At 54.0% G+C, this 25,671-nt stretch carries 18 protein-coding genes; all 18 read left to right on the top strand.

The features are described from left to right. Positions 1–8 precede the first annotated feature (8 nt). The 18 genes from tssK (at position 9) to tssG (ending at position 25,666) form a co-directional block, all read left to right on the top strand. On the top strand, positions 9–1,358 hold the full coding sequence (tssK, locus tag KGP25_RS16920; RefSeq protein ID WP_223539330.1) for a type VI secretion system baseplate subunit TssK: 1,350 nt from the start codon (positions 9–11) through the stop codon (positions 1,356–1,358). Beyond that, positions 1,355–2,107 carry a type VI secretion system protein TssL, short form gene (gene tssL / locus KGP25_RS16915; protein ID WP_167211795.1) on the top strand — a complete coding sequence of 251 codons (753 nt, stop codon included), beginning with the start codon at positions 1,355–1,357 and terminating at the stop codon, positions 2,105–2,107. The genes tssK and tssL overlap by 4 nt, the downstream gene beginning before the upstream one ends. Further along, a complete protein-coding gene (locus KGP25_RS16910; RefSeq protein ID WP_223539329.1) occupies positions 2,107–3,789 on the top strand; it encodes an OmpA family protein in 1,683 nt (560 codons plus the stop codon). Before tssL ends, KGP25_RS16910 begins: the two co-directional genes overlap by 1 nt. A gap of 4 nt (positions 3,790–3,793) precedes the next feature. Then, complete coding sequence (gene hcp / locus KGP25_RS16905; RefSeq protein WP_039339792.1) at positions 3,794–4,285, top strand: type VI secretion system effector Hcp; 492 nt, start codon at positions 3,794–3,796, stop codon at positions 4,283–4,285. 158 nt (positions 4,286–4,443) lie between these two features. Beyond that, complete coding sequence (gene tssH, locus KGP25_RS16900) at positions 4,444–7,089, top strand: type VI secretion system ATPase TssH (RefSeq protein ID WP_223539328.1); 2,646 nt, start codon at positions 4,444–4,446, stop codon at positions 7,087–7,089. A gap of 69 nt (positions 7,090–7,158) precedes the next feature. Beyond that, positions 7,159–7,977: a lysozyme inhibitor LprI family protein gene (locus KGP25_RS16895; protein ID WP_223539327.1), complete on the top strand. Its 819-nt coding sequence runs from the start codon at positions 7,159–7,161 to the stop codon at positions 7,975–7,977. 36 nt (positions 7,978–8,013) lie between these two features. Further along, the gene (gene vgrG, locus KGP25_RS16890; RefSeq protein ID WP_126534706.1) at positions 8,014–10,368 is read left to right on the top strand and encodes a type VI secretion system Vgr family protein; all 2,355 of its coding nucleotides are present in this window, start codon (positions 8,014–8,016) and stop codon (positions 10,366–10,368) included. Between the two features lie 11 nt (positions 10,369–10,379). Next, a complete protein-coding gene (locus KGP25_RS16885; RefSeq protein WP_223539326.1) occupies positions 10,380–13,271 on the top strand; it encodes a CHAP domain-containing protein in 2,892 nt (963 codons plus the stop codon). A gap of 9 nt (positions 13,272–13,280) precedes the next feature. Next, complete coding sequence (locus KGP25_RS16880; RefSeq protein ID WP_126534704.1) at positions 13,281–13,790, top strand: hypothetical protein; 510 nt, start codon at positions 13,281–13,283, stop codon at positions 13,788–13,790. 12 nt (positions 13,791–13,802) lie between these two features. Next, a complete protein-coding gene (locus KGP25_RS16875) occupies positions 13,803–14,216 on the top strand; it encodes a hypothetical protein (protein ID WP_126534703.1) in 414 nt (137 codons plus the stop codon). Positions 14,217–14,345: 129 nt separating this feature from the next. After that, positions 14,346–15,197, top strand: coding sequence for a hypothetical protein (locus KGP25_RS16870; protein ID WP_223539325.1), 852 nt, complete (start codon positions 14,346–14,348; stop codon positions 15,195–15,197). A 19-nt stretch (positions 15,198–15,216) separates the two neighbouring features. Then, positions 15,217–15,744, top strand: coding sequence for a hypothetical protein (locus tag KGP25_RS16865; protein ID WP_126534701.1), 528 nt, complete (start codon positions 15,217–15,219; stop codon positions 15,742–15,744). A 594-nt stretch (positions 15,745–16,338) separates the two neighbouring features. Then, positions 16,339–16,596, top strand: coding sequence for a PAAR domain-containing protein (locus KGP25_RS16860; RefSeq protein ID WP_071704081.1), 258 nt, complete (start codon positions 16,339–16,341; stop codon positions 16,594–16,596). Between the two features lie 2 nt (positions 16,597–16,598). After that, positions 16,599–17,759: a hypothetical protein gene (locus tag KGP25_RS16855; RefSeq protein ID WP_223539324.1), complete on the top strand. Its 1,161-nt coding sequence runs from the start codon at positions 16,599–16,601 to the stop codon at positions 17,757–17,759. Between the two features lie 26 nt (positions 17,760–17,785). After that, complete coding sequence (locus tag KGP25_RS16850; protein ID WP_223539323.1) at positions 17,786–21,157, top strand: ImcF-related family protein; 3,372 nt, start codon at positions 17,786–17,788, stop codon at positions 21,155–21,157. Continuing rightward, positions 21,158–22,777, top strand: coding sequence for a type VI secretion system protein TssA (gene tssA, locus KGP25_RS16845; RefSeq protein WP_069720420.1), 1,620 nt, complete (start codon positions 21,158–21,160; stop codon positions 22,775–22,777). It abuts the gene before it with no gap. A 76-nt stretch (positions 22,778–22,853) separates the two neighbouring features. Beyond that, positions 22,854–24,623 (top strand): type VI secretion system baseplate subunit TssF, encoded by a 1,770-nt coding sequence (gene tssF, locus KGP25_RS16840; protein WP_223539322.1) that lies wholly within the window; start codon positions 22,854–22,856, stop codon positions 24,621–24,623. Continuing rightward, complete coding sequence (tssG, locus tag KGP25_RS16835) at positions 24,587–25,666, top strand: type VI secretion system baseplate subunit TssG (protein WP_223539321.1); 1,080 nt, start codon at positions 24,587–24,589, stop codon at positions 25,664–25,666. The genes tssF and tssG overlap by 37 nt, the downstream gene beginning before the upstream one ends. Positions 25,667–25,671: the final 5 nt, after the last annotated feature.

The raw sequence follows: 25,671 nt of genomic DNA, 5'->3' as shown, positions 1-25,671 counted from the left end.
AATCAGGGATGAAAATTCATCGTCCGTTATGGAATGAAGGGGCGCTTCTGGCCCCTCAGCAGTTCCAGCAGCAGTCTGAATGGGATGCATTTTCCCGGGCCGGTATTGCCGCCCGCGGAAATGCCTTCCCCTGGGGCGTTGGGCGGGTTGAGCTGGATGACGCGATGCTGGCCTCTGGCCGCGTGCAGGCACAGTCGCTTCGTCTCTGGCTCCCGGATGACACGCTGGTTGATACCCGGTTCAGCGACCTGCCACCGGAGCCGCGTGAAATCGAGGCACCGACTTCTGCCAGCAATGTCCAGGTAACGGTGTATGTGGCGTTACCGGTGATGCAGGCCGGGATCGTAAATGTGCAGACGGACAAGGTACCAGCAGAGCGTCCGCTGCGCTATCGGGAAGCCTGGGAAACGATCGCTGATCGTTTCGGTCAGGAAGAAGAGTCGATGGCTGTGGCCCGCTTTAATCTGGCATTCCGTTTCGGGCATGAAGATAACAGTGCCTGGGATACCTGCGCCATTGCCCGTCTGATGCAGGACGGGGAGGGGGGCTGGCGTCAGGATCCGGATTTTATCCCGCCTATGGCGATGTTCTCGGCAAGTCATAATTTGTGTGAGCGCCTGGCATTACTTAATCGCCAGTTGCGTTCCCGCCGCCAGCGTCTGATGTCAATGCGTCGAGAGAGCAACGACAGGATGGCTGATTTTGCTGTCGCTGATGTTTCGCTTTTCTGGCTGCTGAATGCACTGAATTCTCATGCGAGGGTGCTCTCTGAGTATGAGCGTTTCCCTGACAGACATCCTGAGCAGGTCTGGGTCGAGCTGGCGCGTCTTGCCGGCAGTATGCTGACCTTCTCACTTGATCACGATATGGATGCCATTCCGGGTTATGAGCACAGTGCGCCGGAGAAAACATTCCCGCCACTCTTTGACCTTATCAGCGAACTGCTGGAATCCAGCCTTCCGTCACGTGTGGTGGCTGTCCGTATGGAGCGCATGGATCCGGAAACCTGGAAAGCGGTGCTGCACGATATTCGTTTGCGCGATGAGGCCGATTTCTATCTTTCCGTTCGAACAAATCAGCCACTCTGGCAGATTGCAGAGCGCTTCGCAAAAGTCTGTATTGCCGGTGCCCCAGCAAGCGTAGGCGAAGTGTCCGGTCTGGCTGTTGAAGGTATTGGCCTCATTGCTCTGAGCCGTGTGCCTGCTGCGCTGCCGGTGCGTCTGGAAAACCAGTACTTTGTGCTGGATATGGAATGTGCTGCCGCCCGTGAAATGCTAGATCAGGGGGTCTGCGCCTTCTATGTCCCGTCCGTGCTCGGCGAACTTGAGCTGGAACTGTTTGCGGTGCTGCGCTCATGATAAAGGACTTCGACATTGATGCCCTGTTGGCAGAAACCTGGCTCACCGTGGCGCAATTGCGTCATGGCGGGCAGATAACGGACGGCCCGGCACTATATGCCGCGTGTAAAGCGCAGGTTGAAAGTGTGCGCGAGGCGCTGGACAGGGCAGGCTTTGATACTGAAAGTATCGATCACATTACCTACGCGCAATGTGCCCTGCTGGATGAAACTGTTCTGAACCGCAGGCCGGAGCCGAAAACTGCTGTAGCGGATGTCATCAGAACAGACGCCACAGAAAGTTTTCCCACCGATGAAATGTCCCGTGACCTGCTGAACATCACCACGCTGGACGCGGGGCAGATAGCCTGGCGTTCAGCCCCGCTGCAAGCGCTGTACTTTGGCTCATTGCGTGCTGGTGAAGCGCTCTATGACCGTATCGCGGAGATACTGCGACATCCTGCGCCTGAACCTGCGGTGCTGACCTGTTACCAGCGGGTGCTGGCGCTTGGTTTCCAGGGGCAGTACCGGTTGTCCGGCGTTGTGCAGTCCCGTCGTGATGAGGTTATTGCAGCACTGAATGAGCGTGTGCCTCCGCTTGGAACCGGCTCCTCCCTGGTGGTGCAGAAGACCGGACGGCGTCGTTACAACCTGCTGCGTTCCGTCTGGTTCTGGATTGTGCTGGCGGTGATCCTGACTGGTGTTGTGTGGCTGGGCGGTCATTTGTGGCTGCAGGACCTGCTGCACCAGCAACTTCCGGAGCAACCCTGATGCATGGACGAACACTTGCCCGGGCTGCCGTACCGGTATTGCTGTGCCTTACCGCGGTGTTGTGGCTGTTATGGGGTTTTCTCACATGGCCAGTCGCAGGAAAATCGGTTCTGACGCTGCTCCTTATACTGACTTCAACTGCCCTTATCCGTCGGCGTTACCGTCAAAGGCAGCCTGCACAGCAGATCGATGAAGCTGGTAACTTCCCGCCAGAAAGCCATACCGGACCGGTGGTGTTGGTTTGTGGGGATGTGGATGATGCCATATTTGCGGCAAGCTCGTGCCGGGGTACAGCACAGGGCTGGTATATCCGGATAACGGAACTGGTCGGACTCACGCCGTTTGCAGAGCGTCTGCTGGCCCGCACCCCGGCGATGGCAGGCCAGCTCGCTGTAATGTTCCGCTGTCTGCCGGACCAGCATGAAGATGAGGCACTGTTGCGCGCTTCACTGAAGGCGTTACGCATGCAGATGAAGCAGTTGCGGGACCTGACCGGCTATAGCGTGCCGGTTGTCCTGAGCACCGAATTCAGCGGTCCGGAAACACCCTGGATAGTGGTGCGGGGAGATACAGCCCTGGTGTGTCCGGAAGACGAATCTGCCGTTACCCTCAGTGAATGGCAGCAGTCCCCGCAGGCGGCCTTTATTCAGCCTTATCTGACTCAGGCGACAACGCTGCTTCACTCCGTGATGCTGAATGAAATGGGCAAAGCGGACAGGCTGTATCCGGCCGTACGACCATTTGCAGTGACCATGCGTCTCGGGTCGGTATTCACCTCGACAGCCGCGCTGTGGCCACAATTATTGTTCCGCCAGACCCGCATAGCACCTGCCTGTCATGTCACGGCGTATGAGCCGCGCTGGCATTTTGCCGATTCGGTACTCCCTCTGCTGGCCCCTTATACTACCCCATTGCAGGGTGGGAAAACCGGTCGTCGGGTCGTGATAGTTCTGCTGTTATGCGCCCTCGGTGCCATTGTCCTGTCCGTGCGGCATAACCTGTCGCTTATCCGTAAGGTCAGCGCCGACCTTCAGCGCTGGCAGGTTATCCCAATGAGCCACTATGTCCCGAAAGCTCAGGCCCTGCTTGCCCTGCAGCAGGACGCATTGTTGCTGGAGCGCTGGCAGCGTCAGGGAGAACCCCATCGTTACGGGCTAGGACTTTATTCTGGCAACCGCCTGTGGTTGGCGGTGCAGCAGGCCATAGATACTTATGTACCTCCACCGCCACCACCAAAACCGAAGCCAACGCCGGTACCAAAAATTGTCCGTCTTGACAGTATGTCGCTGTTCGATTCCGGCAAATTCATGCTGAAAACCGGCTCCACCAAAATGCTGGTCAATTCTCTGGTCGGCATTAAGGCCAAGCCGGGCTGGCTGATTGTGGTCGCGGGTCACACGGATAACACCGGTAATGCATTACTGAACCAGACGTTGTCTCTGAAACGCGCCGAAGCGGTACGCGACTGGATGCGGGACACGGGCGACGTGCCCGAAAGCTGTTTTGCGGTGCAGGGCTATGGCGCAAGCCGTCCTGTCGCAACCAATGACACCCCGGAGGGCCGCGCGCTCAACCGCCGTGTCGAAATCAGTCTGGTACCGCAGGCCAATGCCTGTCAGATACCGGGCCACACCCAGGCGTCATCGCAGGATGATGGCGCATCACTACACAATGGAGAGTAATTCCATGGCAATTCCTGTTTATCTTTGGCTGAAAGACGACGGCGGTGCGGACATCAAAGGGTCTGTGGACGTTCAGGATCGTGACGGTAGCATCGAGGTGGTTGCACAGGAGCATAACCTGTATATCCCAACCGACAACAACACCGGCAAGCTGACCGGCACCCGTATCCACACACCGTTCCTGTTCACGAAGGAAATCGATTCCTCCAGCCCGTATCTGTACAAGGCGGTGACAACCGGTCAGACCCTGAAATCCGCTGAATTCAAGTGGTACAAAATCAACGACGCGGGCCAGGAAGTGGAGTACTTCAACACCAAACTGGAAAACGTGAAGGTAGTGAAAGTGAATCCTGAAATGTATGACATCAAGGATCCTTCTAAAGAGAAGCACAACCACCTTGAACGCGTTGAACTGCGATACGAAAAAATCACCTGGACCTACAAAGACGGCAACATCATTCATTCCGATTCCTGGAACGAACGCGCCACGGCGTAATCCTGATGCGGGCAGGTTTTCCTGTCCGCAGTTTTTTGCTGAGTGCCTGAGTTGCGGGCACTCAGCAAAGAAAAAACAATCTGCCTGCCTGACCTTATGCGCTTTGGTGAACAGCGAGGGGCGGTAGCGTGTCCAGGAACCGACAAAGAGAGAATCTCATGGAAAATCCAGCCATCCTGTTACGTCGTCTGAACCCTTACTGTGCCCGAGCGATGGAAGGCGCAGCTTCGCTCTGTCAGACCCGTGCCCATGCCGAAATTCTGCCGGAGCACTGGCTGCTGAAGCTGCTGGAGCAAGGGGAAGGTGACCTGACCGTGTTGGCGCGTCGCTATGAATGGGATATGGATGGCATCTGGCAGGATTTACTTGGCTGGCTCGACAGACAACCTCGCTCCGTGCGCCATCGGCCCCAGCTCTCTGATGACATCCAGACTCTGATGCAGCAAGCCTGGCTACTTGCCTCACTTAATGGCGAAGAGCACATTCGCAGCATCCATCTGCTGATGGCCCTGGTTGAAAAACCAAAACTGGCACGTTGTGACGGCCTTTGGCCGTTGTTAACGCTTGCTCAGAGCCAGCTGGAGCGCCTGCGACCGTTGCTGGATGCGCAATCGGATGAGCGTCCAGAAATGCAGCACGAAGCCGAGCTGGCACAGAACCACGGTGGTGAGGTGGAGCTTGTCGGGCGTCCGGCTGGTGTGGAAATGAAAGAGGGGGAACTGAGCCCTGCGCTGCAGAACACGCTGGATAAATTCACCCTCGATGTCACCGCCAAAGCGAAGGAAGGGAAGATCGATCCGGTGTTTGGCCGTGACACAGAAATCCGTCAGATGGTGGATATCCTCTCTCGTCGCCGCAAAAACAACCCGATTCTGGTCGGTGAGCCGGGCGTAGGGAAAACCGCACTGGTTGAAGGTCTGGCATTGCGTATTGCCGAGGGTAATGTGCCTGAATCCCTGAAAACGGTCACTCTGCGTACCCTTGACCTGGGCCTGCTGCAGGCCGGTGCAGGCGTGAAAGGCGAGTTCGAACAGCGGCTGAAAAACGTCATCGATGCGGTGCAGCAATCCCCGTCCCCGGTCCTGCTATTTATTGATGAAGCGCATACCATCATCGGCGCGGGCAACCTGGCAGGGGGCGCCGATGCAGCGAACCTGCTAAAACCGGCGCTGGCGCGTGGCGAACTGCGTACCATTGCGGCCACTACCTGGAGCGAGTACAAGCAGTACTTCGAACGAGACGCGGCCCTGGAGCGTCGTTTCCAGATGGTAAAAGTCGATGAGCCTGACGATGACACAGCCTGCCTGATGCTCCGTGGTTTGAAATCCCGTTACGCCGAGCACCATCACGTGCACATTACCGACGATGCGGTGCGCGCTGCTGTTACGCTTTCCCGCCGCTACCTCACGGGCCGCCAGTTGCCGGATAAGGCGGTTGATCTGCTCGACACCGCCGCAGCGCGCGTCCGAATGAGCCTCGACACGGTACCGGAACAGCTGACCTGCATTCGCTCGCAGATTACCTCTCTTGAAATGGAGAAGCAGGCGCTGCTGGAAGATATTGCTGTCGGCAATCAGAGCCATGGTGAACGCCTGACCGTCATTGAGCAGGAAGAGAACGCTCTTATCGTTGCTCTCGACGAGCTTGAAACGCAGTACGGGCAGGAACTGAAACTCACCGAACAACTGCTGGAAAGCCGCCAGGACATCTCCCGTCAAAGCGAGACGCGCACGCTGCAGCAGGAACTGAACGGCATGCAGCACAGCAACCCGCTGCTCTCTCTGGATGTTGACGTACGCACCGTTGCCAACGTGATTGCCGACTGGACGGGCGTTCCGCTCTCCTCCCTGATGAAAGATGAACAGACCGAACTGCTGACACTCGAAAACGAAATCGGCAAGCGCGTGGTCGGGCAGGACGTGGCGCTGACCGCCATCGCCCGGCGCCTGCGTGCGGCAAAAACGGGTCTCACGTCCGAGAATGGTCCGCAGGGCGTGTTCCTGCTGGTTGGTCCGAGTGGCACTGGTAAGACCGAAACTGCACTGGCGCTGGCGGACGTGCTGTACGGCGGTGAGAAATCCCTCATCACCATCAACCTGTCCGAATACCAGGAGCCGCACACGGTGTCGCAGCTGAAAGGCTCGCCTCCGGGTTACGTGGGTTACGGTCAGGGCGGCATTCTCACCGAAGCGGTGCGCAAGCGCCCGTACAGTGTGGTGCTGCTCGATGAGGTGGAAAAAGCACACCGTGACGTCATGAACCTGTTCTATCAGGTATTCGACCGCGGCTTTATGCGTGACGGTGAAGGGCGTGAAATCGACTTCCGCAACACCGTCATCCTGATGACCTCCAACCTCGGCAGCGATCACCTGATGCAGTTGCTAGACGAACAACCAGAATCCACCGAAGGCGACCTGCACGAACTGCTGCGCCCGATTTTACGCGACCACTTCCAGCCGGCACTGCTCGCCCGCTTCCAGACCGTGATTTACCGTCCGCTGGCCGAAGCGGCGATGCGCACCATCGTGGAAATGAAGCTGTCACAGGTCAGTAAGCGCCTGAACCGTCACTACGGCCTGACCACGCATATTGATGGCAGCCTGTATGACGCGCTGACCGCCGCCTGCCTGTTGCCGGACACCGGCGCGCGCAATGTCGACAGCCTGCTCAACCAGCAAATCCTGCCGGTGCTGAGCCAGCAACTGCTGACCCACATGGCCGCGAAACAGAAACCGGACTCCCTGACGCTCGGCTGGAATGACGAAGAGGGGATAGTGCTTGAATTTAATGCCGCGAAATCATAACGCAGAACGGAATTATTTATTATTAGCAACGGAATGTTGCTGTTACTGCCAATAAAAAGGAAGAAATATATGACGTTTAAAAAATTTGTCCCGGCGGCTATTGCTCTGACCTTTACAGCAAATGCTTATGCGGGATTGTTTAGTTCATCCGATGATTTTAAATGTGGCAGAGAAGACGCCGTTAAAGCTCTTTCGGATTCTTTTCGCAGTGATGCTTCAGGCCTGCTGCAAAGTGATTACCTGACAAAATCCAGATACAGTTATGACAAACCCGTTGCTGACTATCAGAATAAGCTTAATAGCCTGGTGGTTGGCGTCAGTAATGTCTCTACGTCTGGTAATGGAAGCTATGGTCTGAATTGTAGCGCAACTATCTCAGTGAAGGTGCCACAGGAAACACTGGATGTGGTGAGTAGCGAACCAGACTATTTGCATTCCATTACAGGGAACTATGGCAAACTGAATAATGGAAGCGTGGTCTGGAGTGATGTCAGTTACAGCGCTAAGCTTGCAGACAATGGTAAGGATGTCATCTTCAGCGAGTTTAACCGTACAGATTTGTCTGATGCCCTTTTCAATATCAGTGTATTGTCCATTAATAAAAGCCAGATTATTCATGCTCAGTTTAAAGGTGCGCTGGATTCTGCTAAGGCCGAATATAAAATTTCAGACCGCAACCTGAATTCCGTTTGGCGAGAACTCCCGGACTCTTCGCGAAATGCGTTAAAAAAAGAACAGCTGGCATGGGTGAAAGAAAAAACGACTAAGTGCGGGAAATTGTCGGATGCGGAATCGAATAGTGTTGATATGAAACACCGCATCGAAATTTATCAGTGCCAGACAAAAATGACCAATGAGCGCATTGATTTCCTCAGTGGCAATAATTAATTGATTGTCGCTGGTGTTCTGTAAGGGAGATAAGAGATGAGTAATACTGCTATCGGTCTGGCACAGAAAAAAATCAATGAAGCTCTGGGGTTGTCCCGTTATCGCTTAGACGTCCATGACTGCCCGCATTTTCTCGATGTCCTGCGCTATCGTGCCACTGAAACCCTGAGCCAGCCGTGGCACTACGATGTCACCTTCACCTGTGCGGCGAGCATTGCCAGCAATGAGGTGATGCTGAAACCGGCATCTTTCACCTTTCAGACGCCATTGTTTGATGGCACGCTGGCTGCGCCGGTGCGCACAGTATACGGTGTGGTGGATACATTCCGTCGGATCTCCGTGTCAGGGGATGAAATCACCTACGCCCTGCGACTCGTGCCGCGTATTGCCCTGATGCACCATACCGAACGATGCGCGGTATATCTCAATCAGTCCGTACCGGAAGTGGTTGAGCAGATACTGCGCTCTCACGGACTGGAAGGAGCGGATTTTGAATTTCGTCTGTCGCAGGCCTACCCGGTCCGGGAGCTCATTACCCAGTGGCGTGAGACAGACCTGGCTTTTGTTCAGCGTCTGCTGGCCGAAGTTGGTATCTTCTGGCGCTTTGAGATGGATGGCCGCATTGAACAGGACGTGGTAATTTTCCAGGACAGTCAGATGCAGTATCAGTTTGGTGTAAAGCTGCCCATTATTCCGCCGTCACGCACCAGCGACAACGGACAGGAGAGCGTCTGGGATATTCGGCCGAAAGACCGCGTGGTCACCGGTAGTGTGGCTACCCGCGACTATAACTACCGCGATGCGCTGGCCCCACAGGACAGTTCGGTGACGGTTCGCCTGGAGGGCGGGGCGACCACCGGTGAGGTGTATCACTATGCCGAGCCTTTCCTGAGTGAAGGGGATACGGAAACGCCGGAGAGCGGTGCCTGGTATGCCCGCCTGCGCCATGAGCGCTACCTCAATGCCCAGCAAACAGTAACGGGGCGCGCAAGTAGGCCGGTTCTGGCTCCGGGCGAAGTACTGGAGCCACAGGGCAGTGGGCTGCCTGACTCGCTGAAGAACGGCATTGTCATCACCAGTATTCACACATCAGGTGCACGCGACAAAGGCTTTCGACTGCACTTTACGGGCATTCCTTACAGCGAAACGGTCTGTTTTCGTCCGGCTCTGTTGAACCGCCCGGTGGTGGCCGGCTCCCTGCCTGCCCGGGTGGAAAGTGATGAAAAGCATGACACCTATGCTTACCTCGACAATCAGGGACGCTACCGTGTCCGGCTTGATTTTGACCGCAACAGCACTGAACAGGGCTATGCCTACCTTTGGCTTCGCCTGGCGAAACCTTATGCCGGGGATACCTACGGCTTCCACTCCCCGCTGCTTGATGGCACTGAAGTCTCGGTGATGTTCGACGGCGGTGACCCTGACCGGCCGTACATTGCCTACGCTCAGCACGATTCAGAACACCCGGACCACGTCACCCGTGATAATCACACGCGCAACATCTGGCGTACGGCCGGAGACAACAAATTCCGTCTGGAGGACAAGCGTCAGGAAGAGCATTTCAAGCTGGCGACGCCGTTTGGCAAGACGCAACTCAACGGCGGTCACGTTGTAGATAGTGAGCGTGAGCCCCGCGGAACCGGTTTTGAACTGCGCACCGATGAATACGGGGCGCTGCGTGCCGGACGGGGGATGTTCCTGACTGCTGATGCACAACCGGCGGCACAGGGCAAAATGCTGGATATGGCGCCGGCTATTGAACGCCTGAACCAGTCAGCGGCCGAAATGAAGCGGCTCAATCTGCTTGCGCAGCAGGCTCAGGCACTCACCTGTGACCTCGAAAGCCAGAACAGACTGCTGGAAAACCGCCTGAGAGACCTTCAGTCCGCGGCACTACTCGGCAGCGCACCGCAGGGCGTGGCGTTCACGTCGGGTGAGCATCTTCAGATGACCAGCAAGCAGAACACCATCCTGAGTGCAGGTCAGCATCTGGATATGGGAGCAATGAAGAACATCACGCTGGCTGCCAGTGAGTCTGTCGGGCTGTTTGCTCATCAGTCCGGGGCGAAGATGATTGCTAATCAGGGGGATGTTGAGATCCGCGCTGAAGCGAGTTCGATGGAGATGACATCTGAGCTGCTGTTTACCATCAGCAGTAACAAGGATGAACTGCTCATCAGTGCGCCTAAACTGCGACTTAACGGCGGCGGCTCCAGTATCACGCTGGACAACGGCGGCATTCTGGAAGAAACCCCGGGAGATTACCTGGTCAAATCCGCGCATTACCGCTCACCGATGGCGGGTGGCAGCATGGATATTACGCCGCCCAGGTTTAGCCAGACAAACGCCAGCGTGACGCCGCCTAAAACACGTAATATCCCTTCACGTTAAGGATAACCGGAATGAAAATCTGTTTTCCTGCCCGAAAAGCGAATGGCGAGCAGTACGCCACCCTGGATGACATGATGCAGCCGCTCTGTCAGGAGCCACACGGCTCCTGGCTGGCCGGAACAAATAACATGTGGCACGGCGGGATCCACATTACCCGTAAGAGCGCCCCGGGCTCAGTCCTGACAAAGGAGACGGCAGAGACGGCGGTGCCACTTCAGTTTATGGCGGGCGGCGAAGTGGTGGCCTGGCGCATTAATCAGGACTATCTGACCGGTAAATACATCAATAACCCGCTGCAGTATTCCGGTACGTTTGTGCTGGTTAAATCGACCTGTACCCCCGATCCCGAAAAAAAGGACAACAGCCTCGATTTTTACTCGCTGTATATCGGGCTTGCTCCGCTGTCTGCCTTTCCGGAGCACAAGCTGTATCAGGTTACTGACAAGGGGGACGGGCTGAGTCAGCGCGAATACACCGGCAAAGAAAAAGACGGAGATAAGGCGCCGGTTGCGAAGGATAAGCTGAAAACGGGCGACAGCATCATTGTGCTGCGTGAGATCACCTTCGACCTGAAGGGACAGACACAGACGTTCGGGCTTGCCCGGATGCTCAACAGCAAATCCGAAATGACCGGCGGGGCGTTCTGGGTGTCGCTTGACCCGCAATATATGGCACCTGCCGGTAAACAGCGGGCGCACCTGCCGGCCTGGATGCAGCAGGCTGTAGCGCAGGGCACATTTGATACCGTCGTTAAACCGGCAACCAGAATGGAAGTTGCAGCTGGTGATGCCGTGGGTTACCTCGCGGAAGACATTGCCCCCTGCGACTTACACGGTGTGGAGAAAAGTGCGTTCGCACACATTGAAGTAATCAGTACCGACAGCCGGATGGTCGATTTTCTGCGCAATAAGGCACAGGTGAAGAGCGGCCCGAAATTTGTTCATATCCACCCGGAGAGTTCTGTCTATGCCCGTTCCGGGGATACCTTCACCAAAACTGAAGGTAAGGTGAAGAAAGATATTCACAAAATTATGCCGCAGGACAAATGCCATCCGTTCACTGACAGCAGCGGTAAGCGCTGGTTTGATATCGGGGACGGGACCTGGGTAAGCGAAGACGATGTCGATGCGGATATCGGCCAGTACGACCTGGATAAACTGGGCTTTAAAGCATTTGAAGAGCCGTCCACATCCGATATGACGAAATCCCTGCGTGAGGGGTGGATCAAGGACGGGTTCACCAGAATGGCGGAGTGGGTACGCCCTGAACGTGGTATCCGGGAAAAACAGGTCTCTGACTACTACAAAGCCCTGCTGCGGAAAATGGACAGCGACAACAGTGGCGATCTGTCCGGAGAAGAACTGCGTCACGCGGTGAATTACGCGGAGCTGGATGTCAGGGATATCGCGGCGCGAATGCTGGTCAAACACGACAGTGAATGGTTCGGTGGCAGTAATCATCACAGCTGGAAAACATTTTTAAAGCAAATGGATCCCCTTTGTGTGAGCTATGTCAAACAGTGGTTTGACGACATGGAATGGATGAGTCATGTCGATGGTTTCAGCAGCGGTGAGCCTGTCTGGCATATGCATCCGATAGTATTTTTAGACGCACTTAAAACTGAAGATGAATGCGCAAAATTAATTTGGGGAGAAGTAGTTAATCAGAGATTAGGGCAAGCTAAGGCATGCCTGTTCAGAAAGAAAGTTATTAAAATTTGTGGTGAAATGTGGGGCGAAGCAGAAAAAATAAAGTATGCAGACGTCTTAATGGGATGTATGTCAGTTGAAACGAACCGGATGTTCTCATCTTCCGTTATTGCTTACAGAAAAGCTCGTCACAAAAATGGTGAGATTATATTCGTTTCTGGAAAATCTGGGCCTAGGCCTAAAATTGAACTGCATGCGTTCACGAAAGAAGAAATAATTAAAGATACTAGCTTAGTAGAGAAAAATGCGGTCGGGTTGATTCAGTTTACGTCTATGGCAGTGAATCAGATAAATATTGCTAATAATACGAGTTTGACTAAACTGCAACTTGCGCTTATGGACGAAATTGAACAGTTGGATTATGTTAAGCTGTATTTTACTTCAAATAAAAATAAGTTCGAACAGATAAAAAATCCAGAAGATGTTTACACCTATATCTTTTGCCCTGAAGGTGTTGGCAAACCAGATGATGCAGTTTTGTATTCCAAGGTGGATAATGAAAGAGCCTACAGAATGAATGCCAGTTTGGATTCTACAGAACATGGTAATAAAGGTAATAATGATGGGCTGATACAAAAAAGAGAGTTGCTCGCCAGGCTTAATTCGTTAATTAGCGAAGGGGAAGCGTATAGGAATCAATGTGATTGTATGGGGCAGAAATCTGATGGACCAGATTGGATGCCAGTGGCATTGTCAGAATTTAACCAATACAAAAATTTAATCGAGACTGACCCTGAGTTAAATAATAAAATTAAAGTGTATCATAATACAACAAATGCCAGAGGCAGTGATGGGACAATCTCATGGTGTTCATCATTTGTTAACTGGTGTTTAATGCAGACCAAATATGCACCATTAGCAACGCACAGTGCTTTAGCTTATTCATGGGGGCAAAGATCTTGGCATAATGGTGACGTTGTTGATAAACCATTCTATGGGGCTATTGCTGTTATGAACTATAGCCATGTTGGATTTGTTTGCGGCATTAACCCCGATGGACGATTACTTATCCTAGGGGGGAATCAGGGAGGCGGGCGCATTGGTACGGCTAATTGTATCTCGATCAGGGCTAACTCGGCTTCATCTATTAAATATTTAATGAAACCCAAAGGATATAATGTCAGGCCAGAGGATTACGTACTTAAGGTGATTAATGTTTCTGGCCCTGACTCAAGCTACTCTGATACCCACTAAGGCTAATGAATGAAAAATATAATGCTTGTTTTGCTATTTATCTCAATACGTTCGATTGCTGGAGAATCTGCGTATGTAAATTACTTCAAGGGTTTTGTGGGTATTTTTTCACACCCAACAATTTCAGATGTCAATTATTCAATGTTATCGTCTTACAAACTAAATCCAGAGTTGTTTATAAATTTCGATAAATCGCCTCCAGATTCGTTTCGTGATGATGATAAAAATAATTCAAATGTTATTTTTAATGGTTCTGTATCGAAAAAATATTTTATGGATTTTGTTAGTGCGGATTTAATAAGTGGCGACTCTTTGAATAAACACGCAAAAAAAACCTTTAAGAGCAAAGATAACCTTTATTCATTTGAATTTAAAGTCAAAAATGAACATCTCGTAATTTTAGAAAATATGCTTATCTCTGCCCCAGAGGATATGACCTCCGAAATAAGTTGTTCGTATGAATTTTCTTCAGTTAATAAAAATCAGCTAAAGCTAGTTGATGTAGTTTGCGCAGGTTAAGGTAGAAATGGTATGAATAAACGACATTCGGCTTTTATTTTCTTTGCGATGATTTTTTTTTCTTGTGTTTCAATGGCATCTGAGTTCGATAAACATGGGCAAAGATATTTTCTTGAATTAAATGGAGAAATGTTGGCTGATGGTTCTCGGGTTTATATGAGATATGATTTATCCATTTCGGAGAACCAAAGCAATGCGGTCATTAAACTCACTACATGGCATGCTCCTATCTCATGCGAGGGTGACTATAAAATGGAAAAAAATAAAGATGGATATGCGTTAAATTATTTAGGTGATTCAACTGAATGTATTTACCCAGCCCCTCAGTTTTACATTAAGAAAAAAGGTGATGACATGTATATCAAAGGGGAGCAATTGGTTTATGGGAAAGGTGAATGGCTGCGGTTATCTCGAGGGAAAAAATGATTATTGCTGCATATTTTGCAGATTGACGACAGAGAGTGGTTTGGTGGGAGTAGCCATCACCGCGGGCGAGCATTATTAAAGCAGGTGGATCCGCTATATTTCAGCTAGAATCAAAAGCAAGGAATTAAGATGAATAATCGATTGTTAATATTAGCTTTGTTCGCTTGTTTGTTCGTTTCTGAATCATCATACGCGCAGGATGGTTTGAATAATTCCACTTGGGTATATTACAAAGTTTCAAATATTGATGTTTTTGGACACCATGACTCAAACACTATAGCTAATCTCACCGAGGAATTTGAGAAGGTTACCATAAAAGAATATGGTGAAAAATTGGCTATTGAAAATAATTTTCTTGAAAACAAAGAAATATGCCTCACTGATTATGTGGAAGTGAAAAAGACGCCTCTTTCATATTACTTGTCAAAAAACACAGTCAATATGTATAAGCAGGTGTATAAAAGTAGCAACATTCCATTGCCGAATGACATTTATCTTTTAACTTCACTTTATCCGGGTAAGGAGTGTCCACCACCTTATAGTGATATGCTCAAAGTCGATGACTATCTGACCGTCACCAAACAAAACTATGTTTTGTTTTTTAAACGGCAAAGTAAAAAATTAAGTGAGGATACAGACCGTGTTGAAAATAATAACTGGTCGAGTTATTGCCATGACAACAAGGCAGGTCAAGAATTTGATGGGTCATCTAAATATACGTGTTCGTTTCCAGGTATGAGCATAAATAATGCATATAATAAGCTCATAAAAATTGATGCATCAGGTGGAAGATATTTGCTGCCTGAGTTACCGGCAAAAAATGCAACACGTAAAATCGACTCCGGAGTGGTTGAGTATAAATGGAGTGGGAATGAAATGGTTAGTATTGCTGTTGAGATGGGAAATGAGGTTATAAATTATAAGTTCAGGCAAGCATCTGCTGGGACTAATCTCGTGATTGATGTTGATACTCAATATTAACTGAATTAATTTAGGCTATATGTCTAGAGTATTAAAATTTTTTTTGTTGGTCTTTTTATTACCCATCACTACACATGCAGGTGACATCTCGGCTGTGGTCTCTTTAGGCATAGTAAAATCTGAGCAATCAGGAATTCAATTGTCGACTACTAAAGAGTCTCTTGATGGTGATACCATTTCAATCTGTTCATTGAAGGATGCATTGTGTAAGAGTTATCAAGGTTCAGCATTTTCGATTATGACTGTTGATGATTCAGTTGAAGACGTGGCTACGGATAAAAATATCTATACATTTTCTTATAATAAGCACGCTGACGAGCTTAACAGTGGGGCATACTTGTCATTCATCTATCCTGAAAATGAAAAGGCTGATTTCAGTTTTAATAGGGATGGGGTTACTTTTAAGGGTAATGGTGTAAGGCAAGACTTTTACTCCTGCACAAGTACAGAGGGCGTTCATGTTTATTCAGAGAATAATAAGCTGCATCTTTACTACTCACTTGGATATGATGTGAAACCGACGTGTTCAGAGGATGTCTATAAATGAAGATATACTTACTGTCTGTCTTTTTTTTGCGCTTTCATTTTTGGAAGTGACTCAGTTGCAGCATCGAATGATAAGCTTCCAGTTGGTACGTATTCTTATTCTCAACGCGGTGATGAACTCATAGATGGAAGCAAGGCAAGTATTACATGGGCGATTGTGGTCGACGGTAATGGCAAAGCTGAAGTGAATATTTCATCCTTGCATGCTCCATATACTTGTGATGGTATTTATACGATCGCTGATAAAGGTGATTTTTTTTGCTTTGAGTTTAACTAATGACGAAAATTCATTGATGGACTGCGATACTCCGTCACCTCAATTTTTGCTAAAAAATCCTCTCATGGGGATGTATTAGTTAAAAGTGAGCTTTTCCCCTGGGATTCGGTGGGTTGGAAGAAAATGCATAAAAAATGATTTTAAAAGAATCGAAGAGTTGATCTGGCTTGCTTATTCAAAACTGTCTCGCATGATTCAATTTTCAGCGTAAGTAATTATGCAACCGATATTGCGGGTGATTGAAGTGTGTTATATCAGCTTTATAAATTTGATTGTTACTGAGTTACGCTCGTATGTTTATCGAACTAAGGAACTATTATGCAAGGAATAATCCGGTTAGGTGATAAAACCACACACGGTGGGGCTGTGTTGTCCTGTTCAACAACCATGTTCTTCGGTGATATCGGCGTGGCCCGTAAAGGTGATCGTGTTTCCTGCCCTGAGCATGGTGATACCACTATTGTCGAAGGTAACCCAAATTATCGCGATCGCGGTGTTCCTGTGGCATTCCATGGCCACAAGTGTGGTTGCGGCTGCACCCTTATTAGCTCACTGCCCAATGCTCTGGTGGGATAAACGTGCCGGTTGAACTTGAGCGTATTCCCGCGCAGGAAAAACTGCCGCCCCGTCCGCGTTTTAAACGCTGGCTCCTCCTGGGCATTGTGATGTTGTTGGCAGGGGTTGCGACCACATTCCTGTTCTGGAAGGGCGAGCGCTCAGGTGCCGCTTTCTGGGGGCTGGCAACAGGATTGCCTGTCGTGTTGTGGGGCCTGCTGGTTGTCGGACGCTATCTGGGATATGCCCTTCTTTGCGGGCGCTGCGACCAGAAAAATGCCACGACTGCCGCACGCTACCGTGCAGACGTTGCGCGTGGTCAGCGCTTTGCCTGGCTTATCGGTGAAGTCCTGATTAACGGGCTGGGGTCTGCCAGCCCGATGACACACGAGGCCGTGTTAGCCAAAAAGCCCCTGATGATGCCCTGTGAGCCCGTTAATGGTGGCAATCCGGTTCGTCACCGGGCGCTGTCGGTCGCCGGGGAAATGGCTGACCGGGAAGCGCACTATTTTCAGGAGGTAATCGCCCACGTCCAGAATCTGGTGTCGTTGCTCCCGTCAACGCTGACCTGCTATCTGGCGGTGGATACCGGTGAACAGTTTTCGACACTGCCTTCGCTCCTGCAAAAAAGCGTTACTCGCCCGCTGGTGCGCATTCGCGACCTGACGGGGCTGGAAATCCTGGACTACTGGCTGGACTGCCATTATGACCGTGCTGCTGCGTTACTGGTGGTCAGCGCTCAGCTTTACGAACACCCGCCAGAGGACAGTGGCGAGGCCATTTCCATGTTAATGCTGACCAACTTCCGCCTGAAGGACTTCCCGGATGTGCCGGTCAGGATTCACCGGCCGCAAATGTGTTGCGATGGCAATCTCGACCGGGCATTTGAGCGCGTCATGATGTGGTCAGGACTGGAAAAAAATGCACTGAAGCAGGCATGGACCAGCGGCGGCCAGATGGCCTCCGGCGATATCTTCAGCAAGGCCCGGGAGGCACATGCCCCGGGGCTTAAAGCCGATAAAATTACCCATATTGATACGGTTGTCGGGTTTGCGGGCGTTGCCGCTCCCTGGCAGGCGTTACAGCTGGCAGCCCGTCAGTGTTTGAGCGACAGTGAAGCCCAGCTAATTGTCACCGAACTTTCAGAAGACAACCGACAACTCTGTATTGTCACCCCGGAATAACTCTCAAGGGATTGCTCTCCTCCGTTATGAAAATCGCATCCACTTTTCTGCTTGCGCTGCTTCTGGGCGCACTATCTGTCTGCCTCATTGGCGGCGCACTCTTGCTATGGCCGGAGTGGGTTAAGGACACCTTCAATATCGGGCCATTCAGTACGACCGGCATAATGATAATCAGTCTGCTGCTGATGCTGGCAGCACTGATCGTCGGCTGGGTGCTTGAAACTGTATTCACGAAGAACGGCGAGAAACAGGGAAAGCAGGATGTGGTCGCCTCCGGACAGCAGGCTGCTGCATCCCAGCCTGAAGCAAAGCATACCGACGCGGACACCTCCCGGTTTGTGGCTGAGGCGCTGGTCGATCATCTGCGCCTGCGCTACCGCCGTCGCTGGAAAACCAAAGTGCGCCTGCTGCTGGTACAGGGTACCGACAGTGATATCGAAAAGGTGGTGCCGGGTCTTAAAGGCGATCACTGGCAGGAAAGTGACGGTATTGTGCTTATTTACGGCGGTCTTGCGGAAAGCGTGCCGGATGATGAGTTCCTGTCCGTGCTGAAAGCAGTGCGACCACAGCGTCCACTGGACGGCGTGGTGCAGGTGATGAACGCGGCTGCACTGCCCGATACGGCGAAGCAGGACACGCTGGTGCGCGTGCGTCAGAAAACCGATATTCAGCTGGGCTGGCAACTGCCGGTCTGGCTGTGGCTTGTCCGGGAAGGCTACTGGGACCAGGACGGAGTGGGTGTACCTCCAGCCGGCGCGCTGTTTGGTCCAGGTGCGACAACGGAAGAGGTCCGTTCGACATTGACCTCACTCTCGTCAGACCTGCAAACCCCAGGCGTGTCGGCGCTGCTGAAGAACTCTCAGCACCACTGGCTGTTGAGCCTGTCGAAGGCCCTGCGCGGCTCGTTGCGACGCTCCCTGATCCCGCTGCTGACCACGCTGATGTCAGGGCCAGCCCCATACCGTCTGCGTGGGGTGATGTTCAGTCCGGCATTGCCAGGGACCGAAACGGTGCCGCATGCGCGCCTTTCACCACCGGTCTGGCAGGCGCTCGAAAAGGACAGCCTGCAGGTACATGCCCGTAAAATCGGTTTCCACTGGCAAAAGGTGCTGCGCCTGGTGCTGCTCGGTCTGGTACTGCTCTGGGGTGCGGGCACGCTACTGTCCCTGTCCGTCAACCTAACCCAAATCTGGCTGGCCCAGGATACGGCCCGGGTTGCCGCTGACACTAAACAGCCTCTTCCGGTGCGCCTGCGTAACCAGTTAGCACTGCAGCAGACCATTGCCCGCCTGCAGAACCGCGAAGTGCACGGTGCGCCGTGGTACACCCGCTTTGGCCTGAACCAGGACAGCGACACGCTGAAGCTGCTCTGGCCATTGTATGCCCGTAACAATCAGGCGCTGATGCGTGATGCACTGGCTGACGAACTTCACCGTCAGCTCAACGCTTTCGTGCAGTTGCCTCCGGCAAGCGATGCGCGCACCTCTGCCACTCAGAAGACCTACGGTTTGCTTAAAGGCTACCTGATGCTGGCCCGTCCAGACAAAGCGGATGCGGAGTGGCTGGCAGGCAATATGCTGAAGGCCTGGCCGCACCGCAGCGGCGTGCCGGACAGCGTGTGGCAGACCCAGGCGCCGAAGCTGCTCGGCTTCTGGGCGCAGAACTTACCGGCACACCCGGAGTGGAAAATTTCTCCTGACCGCGAACTGGTGGGGACGGTACGCCAGATTTTGCTTAAACAGATAGGTCAGCGTAACGCCGAATCTGGTTTGTACCAGGAGATGCTCGGGCGCATTGCCCGTAACTGGCCGGATTTAACCCTGTCTGACATGACCGGCGATACGGATGCGTCAACCCTGTTTTCCTCGGAAGAGGTGGTGCCGGGGATGTTCACCCGTCAGGCGTGGGAAGAGCAGGTTGAAGATGCGATTGATGAGGTAGTGAAGACCCGCCGTGATGAAATTGACTGGGTGCTGACCGACAAAACCCATCAGCCGGGCAGCGACGTCTCGCCGGAAGCGCTCAAACAGCGCCTGACAGAGCGTTACTTCACCGATTTTGGCAACGCCTGGCTCAACATGGCCAACAGTATCCAGTGGCACGAAGCGTCATCGCTTTCGGAGGCCATTGCGCAGCTGAACCTGCTGGCAGATGTGCGTCAGTCCCCTCTGGTGGCACTGATGAATACGCTTGCCTGGCAGGGACAGACCGGGACAAAAGGAGAGGCTCTGGCTGACACCCTGGTGGACTCGGCGAAAAAACTGGTGGGGCGTCAGAAGAGTGCAAAACAGTTTATTGAACAGGCACAGGGGCCGAAAGGGCCGCTGGACGGCGTCTTTGGTCCGCTCACGGGACTGATGGCCGGCAAGGACGGTACCGGCTCAAACGGTAACCTCAGCTTCCAGTCCTGGCTTGCCCGTGTAACCCAAGTGCGTCTCAAGCTGCAGCAGGTGACCAGCGCCCCTGATCCGCAGGCGATGGCGCAGATGCTGGCTCAGACTGTTTTCCAGGGAAAAGCCATCGATCTGACTGACACCCGTGACTACGGCTCTCTGGTAGCGGCAAGTCTCGGGCAGGAGTGGAACGGTTTCGGGCAAGCATTGTTTGTGCAGCCGCTCGATCTGGCCTGGCGTCAGGTGCTGGCTCCGGCAGCAGGCAGCCTCAATGCCCGCTGGCAGAGCACCATTGTTTCGCAGTGGAACACCGCCTTTGCCGGACGCTATCCATTTAAGGCCACCGGCAGCGATGCTTCACTGCCACTGCTGGCCCAGTTCCTGCGCAGCGACTCCGGGCGTATCGCGGCATTTATCAAAAACAATCTCGGCGGCATGCTGCATCAGGAAGGCAGTCACTGGGTGGTGAATCCGGCTGCCAGCCAGGGAATGAGCATCAGCCCTGCGTTTCTCGCCGCCATCAATAAGCTTGCCGATATCTCGGATATTGTCTTTGCCCAGGGCGATGCCGGGGTGCATTTCGAACTGATGGCCCGACCGTCACGCGATGTGGCCCGCACCCAACTGACACTTGATGGTCAGAAACTGGATTACTTCAACCAGATGGAAAGCTGGCAGAGCTTCACCTGGCCGGGCAATACGTACTATCCGGGTGTCGATCTGAGCTGGCGCTCAACAAGCGCTGAAATGCGTCTCTTTGCCAGCAACCAGGGTAACTGGGGCTTTATTCGTCTGCTCGATAAGGCGCTGATCACCCCGCTTGACAGCAGCCGTACCCAACTGGTGTGGATCACTCCGGACGGTAATCCTCTGAAATTTATCATGCGCAGTGAGCTTAGCAACGGGCCACTGGCGCTGCTCGAACTGCAGGGCTTCAGCCTGCCGCAGACCATCTTTACTGTGGGTGCAATTGACAGCGCGCCCACTTTTGCCGGAGACGAATAAATGGCGACTGCAGAAACACTTCTGACCCTGTGTCTTCCGGATGCAGCCCAGCGTGCTGCACTGCTCGTACAGACCCGGGAAAACCTTTCCCGGTGGGCGCCGTGGCTGACGGTACTCCCTACCGGTCATGGTTCCGGAGACGACCCGACCTATGAAGATGATTTCCAACTGATGCGCGAGGAAATCAACAAGCTGTCTGGTACCGATACTGGGATGCTGTGCCGCCTGGCGGAAAGCATTCTTACCCGCCATGCCCGGGATATCCGGGTGGTGACCTGGTATACCTTTGCCCGCCTGCAGCGTGACGGCGATACCGGGCTGACGGATGGCATCCTGCTGCTGGCAGCCATGCTGGAGCAGGCCGGATCGCACAGCCACCCACAGCGCAGCGCCGCAAGACTGGCTGCACTCGACTGGCTGAACAGTGAGAAGGTGCTCGATACATTCTCGCGCTGGCCGGATGTGACGCGTGAAGAGACCGCAAGAACGGCGGCGGCGCTGTGCCTGCTGGAGACCTCGCTGAAACAACTACCGGAGGCGGAACGCCCCAGCTTTGCCGGTCTGCTGCGGACGCTGGAAATCCGCCTTGCCGGTAGCGGTGGGCTGGATACGCCAGTGGCTGCATCAGGCCAGGATCATGTTGGTGTAACCCCCTACAGCAAAGCGACATCGGGCGCGACTGTGCCGGAAGCCGCTGTCGTCAAATCGGAGGTGGAGTTGGTACGCCAGCTGCGCGTGCTTTCCGGCTGGGTGGTTGAGCAGCCGCAGGGCTGGCTTGCCGCCCACCGAATGATGAAGGCCGCCCGCTGGGACCTGGTGACACAACTGCCAGCGCTGGATGCGAGCGGCAGGACGCGTCTGCTACCGCCGAAAGCCGAATACCGCGCTCAGCTTAAACGCCTGTATCTGCAGCAAAGCTGGACTGAACTGGTGGAGCAGGTGGATGTCATGTTCACCGAAGGCGGTAACCGCTTCTGGCTCGATTTGCAGTGGTATCTGTGGCAGGGGCTGAGCCGGGCTGGCGGGCCGTGGGAACACTGGGCGGAGTATATACTCAGCGACCTGAGGCTGTTACTGAAACGCCTGCCAGGCCTGGAGACGCTTGCCTGGAACGATGGCACGCCGCTGGCCGATGAGGTGACACTGAACTGGATAGCCGAAAAGGTCAACGATGACATGCCCGGGTTTGCCGATGCGCCTGCGGTGGCAAACGGAGGCCAGACGGATGACATATCTGCGCTGGAAGTGGAAGCGATGGAAAAAGGTGACCGCGATGGCCCGGAGGCAGCGCTGACCTGGCTTCAGAATCGTCCGGACATGGCTTCACCCCGAAGCCGCTGGTTAATCCGTTTAATCATGGCCCGGGTGGCAGAGCAGTACGGGCGTAACGAGCTCGCGCTGCACCTGCTCGGTGAACTTTCCGGGAGCGCACCGCTGCTCACCCTCAGTGAGTGGGAGCCGGGGCTGTTGTTTGATGTGCAGGCCCGTCGTCTTCGGCTGTTGCGCCTGAAAGCCGGTCGCAGCGAGAGCGACAAAACCCGTTTTGCCCCTGAAATGGATAGTCTGCTGGCCGCGCTAATTACCCTCGACCCGGCGCGTGCGATGGTGCTGTGTGGGTAGGTTCTGCATTTACGTGACATTGTACCGATGCCGTCTCTTTTCTTTTTGTTGATTTCTACACTCAGGAAGTCCGTCCATGGATGATTTAACCCTGCGCTACTATGAAGCTGAAATGCGCTACCTGCGTGAAGCAGGTAAAGAGTTTGCCCGTGCTCATCCAGACCGCGCGGCTATGCTCAACCTGGATAAAAGTGGGGCCCGTGACCCGTATGTAGAGCGCCTGTTCGAGGGCTTCGCCTTCCTGATGGGACGCCTGCGTGAAAAGCTTGATGATGACCTGCCGGAACTGACAGAAGGGCTGGTGAGCCTGCTGTGGCCCCATTACATGCGCACGATCCCGTCGCTCTCCGTGGTAGTGTTCACGCCGGACTGGCGTCAGCTTCGCAAAATGGAAGTGCTTGAGAACGGCTTTTCCGTGCTGTCGCGACCGGTCGGTCCCGATAACACGGTCTGTCAGTATCGCACCACCCGTGACGTACCATTGCAGCCGTTGCATCTGAATGAGGCCCGCCTGCAGACCGAGCCGGACGGTCGTGCCGCCATCAGGCTGCGCTTTGAGTGTCCGGATAAGGTGGACTGGTCGAAAGCCGGGATTGATAAGGTGGCCATATACCTCGATGCCGACAGCCCGGTGGCCTCGGCCCTGCATCTGGCGCTGACACGCCGGGTGCAGGCGATGTATGTCCGCCACAGTGAGACCCGTACCGAGAGGGTACGTTTTGACGGCTGGTGTAAACCCATGGGCTTTGATGATACCGACCGGCTGTGGCCAAAAGGTGACTCAGCGTTCAGTGGCTACCAGCTGCTGCTGGAGTATTTCAGCTTCCGCGAGAAGTTTATGTTCGTGGAGCTTAGGGGGCTGGAGCTTGCCGGGCTGAGTCAGAAAACCACCTGGTTTGAGACCGATATCGTGCTCGACGGCGGCTGGCCGTCAGACATGCCGTTTGAGACCGACAACTTCCGCCTGCACTGTGCGCCGGTCATCAACCTGTTCTCACTGGAAGCGGACCCGCTGACGCCTGACCCGCTGCAGAACGAATACCTGCTGCGGCCGATGCGCGTGCAGGACGGTCATACGGAAATCTACAGCGTGGACTCCATCCACGGTGCGGTGAAAAACGGCAAACATCCGTACGTACCGTTCACCAGTTTCCGCCACCGCGGTGGCATGATGCGCCATGACGCGCCGGAGCGTTACTTCCACACCCGCGTGAAGCGCGGCCCCTCGGGGCTGTATGACACCTGGCTTATCCTCGGCGGCCGCTCGTTCGAGATGGAACAACTGTCGCAGGCTCCGGAGTCGCTCTCCATCCGTATCACCGGGACCAACGGTCAGTTGCCACGTCGCTCGCTGGAAAGCACGCTGCTTGACCGGGTGGTGAAAGCGGGCAAGGTACCGGTCAGGGTCCTGAACCTGAAGGTGCCGACTTTGCCACTTTATCCACCGGCAAACGATCGTTTCCACTGGCGGGTGATGAGCCACCTGGGTTCAAGCTTCTTAAGCATGATGGATAACCCGGAAGTGCTGCGCGGTACCCTGGCACTCTATGACTGGACAGATGATGAGATGAACCGCCGTCGCCTGGAGGCGATTGTGGCGGTGAAGCACACGCTTATTCGTCGCTTTGAAAAGGGCTTTATGCTGCGCGGGGTGGACATTGAAATCACCCTTAATGCCGATAACTTTGCCGGGGAGGGCGACGTCACGCTGTTTGGCGAGATGCTGCATCGCTTCTTTGCCCTTTATGCCGATGTCCACCTTTTTAATCAGCTCACGCTGGTCCTGCAACCGACAGGGAAACGACTGCGATGGAAAGAGAATCACAGCCAGCACGTTCCGGGCTGACAGAAGCGCTTCGCGACGACATCTGGCGGGTTAATTTCTACCGCTTCTGTCAGTTGCTGGAGCAGGAGAACCCGGACGCGCCGAAACTGGGCAGTACCGAGAAACTGTCCGCCGACCCGGTACGTTTTCGTCCGTGGCCGGGAATGGGCTTCCCGGTCAGCGAACTGAAGGCGGTTGAAACCGATGAGGACCACCCGGACCTGTCGCCGACGGTGCGGACCACTTTCCTCGGAATGTACGGGGTGGACTCCCCGCTACCGACGGCGTACCTCGATGATATTGCGCAGCGCCGGGAGGGGTATGAAGCCACCACAGCGTTTCTCGATATCTTCAGCCACCGTATTCACACCCAGTACTATCGTATCTGGCGCAAATACGCTTACCCGGCCACCTTCGAAGACGGCGGCGTGGATGACACATCTCAGTGCCTGCTGGGACTGGTCGGTCTTGGCATCCCGGGTACGGCGGAGCAGATTGCCACGCCGGTCTCCCGCTTCCTGGCGCTGCTTGGCACCATGCGGTTGCCAACCCGAAATGCCGAAGGCATCCGCCAGCTGGTGAGCCTGCTGGCCCCGGAGACCCGGGCCATGGTTATCAGCCCGGACCCGGTGAAAGTCCCCGTGGAGAGCCGCAGTGGACTCGGCAAAGCCAACCGCGTGTCGCTGTCACAGCGGGCCACACTCGGCAGGACCGGGAAAGAAGCCTGCAGCCGTATCCTCCTGATGCTGGCGACTGACAATCCGCAGGAGGCGCAGGGCTGGTTGCCCGGCGGTCAGCTGCACACTGACCTGATGGTGCTGCTACGGGTGTACATGGGTTATCGCTCCGATGTACGCCTTCGCCTCACGGTACCGGTAAGCTGTCTGCCTGAACCACGCCTGGGTAAGACAAGCCGGGTTCAGTTGGGTCGCACCGGCGTACTGGGTCTCAGGCGCGACCGTCCCACGACCCGTACGCACCTCACCGTAAGTCTGGGCACCTGTGAAGGCCTGACCTGTGAGACCCTGCGGCCGGCCGAGCCCGGCGGCTATCGCTTCGACTGATATTC

The organism is Enterobacter sp. JBIWA003, assembly GCF_019968825.1.
Classification (GTDB): Bacteria; Pseudomonadota; Gammaproteobacteria; order Enterobacterales; family Enterobacteriaceae; genus Enterobacter; species Enterobacter quasiroggenkampii.
Note: the sequence above shows the minus strand (reverse complement) of the source record. Positions and strands in the feature narration are given on the sequence as shown.

What these genes read in the sequence shown, in the direction of transcription:
- KGP25_RS16870 (WP_223539325.1), top strand. Translation starts at nt 14,346, where the DNA reads ATGAATAATCGATTGTTAATATTAGCTTTGTTCGCTTGTTTGTTCGTT.
- tssL (WP_167211795.1), top strand. Translation starts at nt 1,355, where the DNA reads ATGATAAAGGACTTCGACATTGATGCCCTGTTGGCAGAAACCTGGCTC.
- KGP25_RS16885 (WP_223539326.1), top strand. Translation starts at nt 10,380, where the DNA reads ATGAAAATCTGTTTTCCTGCCCGAAAAGCGAATGGCGAGCAGTACGCC.
- KGP25_RS16880 (WP_126534704.1), top strand. Translation starts at nt 13,281, where the DNA reads ATGAAAAATATAATGCTTGTTTTGCTATTTATCTCAATACGTTCGATT.
- tssF (WP_223539322.1), top strand. Translation starts at nt 22,854, where the DNA reads ATGGATGATTTAACCCTGCGCTACTATGAAGCTGAAATGCGCTACCTG.
- tssA (WP_069720420.1), top strand. Translation starts at nt 21,158, where the DNA reads ATGGCGACTGCAGAAACACTTCTGACCCTGTGTCTTCCGGATGCAGCC.
- KGP25_RS16860 (WP_071704081.1), top strand. Translation starts at nt 16,339, where the DNA reads ATGCAAGGAATAATCCGGTTAGGTGATAAAACCACACACGGTGGGGCT.
- tssH (WP_223539328.1), top strand. Translation starts at nt 4,444, where the DNA reads ATGGAAAATCCAGCCATCCTGTTACGTCGTCTGAACCCTTACTGTGCC.
- vgrG (WP_126534706.1), top strand. Translation starts at nt 8,014, where the DNA reads ATGAGTAATACTGCTATCGGTCTGGCACAGAAAAAAATCAATGAAGCT.
- tssK (WP_223539330.1), top strand. Translation starts at nt 9, where the DNA reads ATGAAAATTCATCGTCCGTTATGGAATGAAGGGGCGCTTCTGGCCCCT.
- KGP25_RS16850 (WP_223539323.1), top strand. Translation starts at nt 17,786, where the DNA reads ATGAAAATCGCATCCACTTTTCTGCTTGCGCTGCTTCTGGGCGCACTA.
- KGP25_RS16910 (WP_223539329.1), top strand. Translation starts at nt 2,107, where the DNA reads ATGCATGGACGAACACTTGCCCGGGCTGCCGTACCGGTATTGCTGTGC.
- KGP25_RS16895 (WP_223539327.1), top strand. Translation starts at nt 7,159, where the DNA reads ATGACGTTTAAAAAATTTGTCCCGGCGGCTATTGCTCTGACCTTTACA.
- tssG (WP_223539321.1), top strand. Translation starts at nt 24,587, where the DNA reads ATGGAAAGAGAATCACAGCCAGCACGTTCCGGGCTGACAGAAGCGCTT.
- KGP25_RS16875 (WP_126534703.1), top strand. Translation starts at nt 13,803, where the DNA reads ATGAATAAACGACATTCGGCTTTTATTTTCTTTGCGATGATTTTTTTT.
- KGP25_RS16865 (WP_126534701.1), top strand. Translation starts at nt 15,217, where the DNA reads ATGTCTAGAGTATTAAAATTTTTTTTGTTGGTCTTTTTATTACCCATC.
- hcp (WP_039339792.1), top strand. Translation starts at nt 3,794, where the DNA reads ATGGCAATTCCTGTTTATCTTTGGCTGAAAGACGACGGCGGTGCGGAC.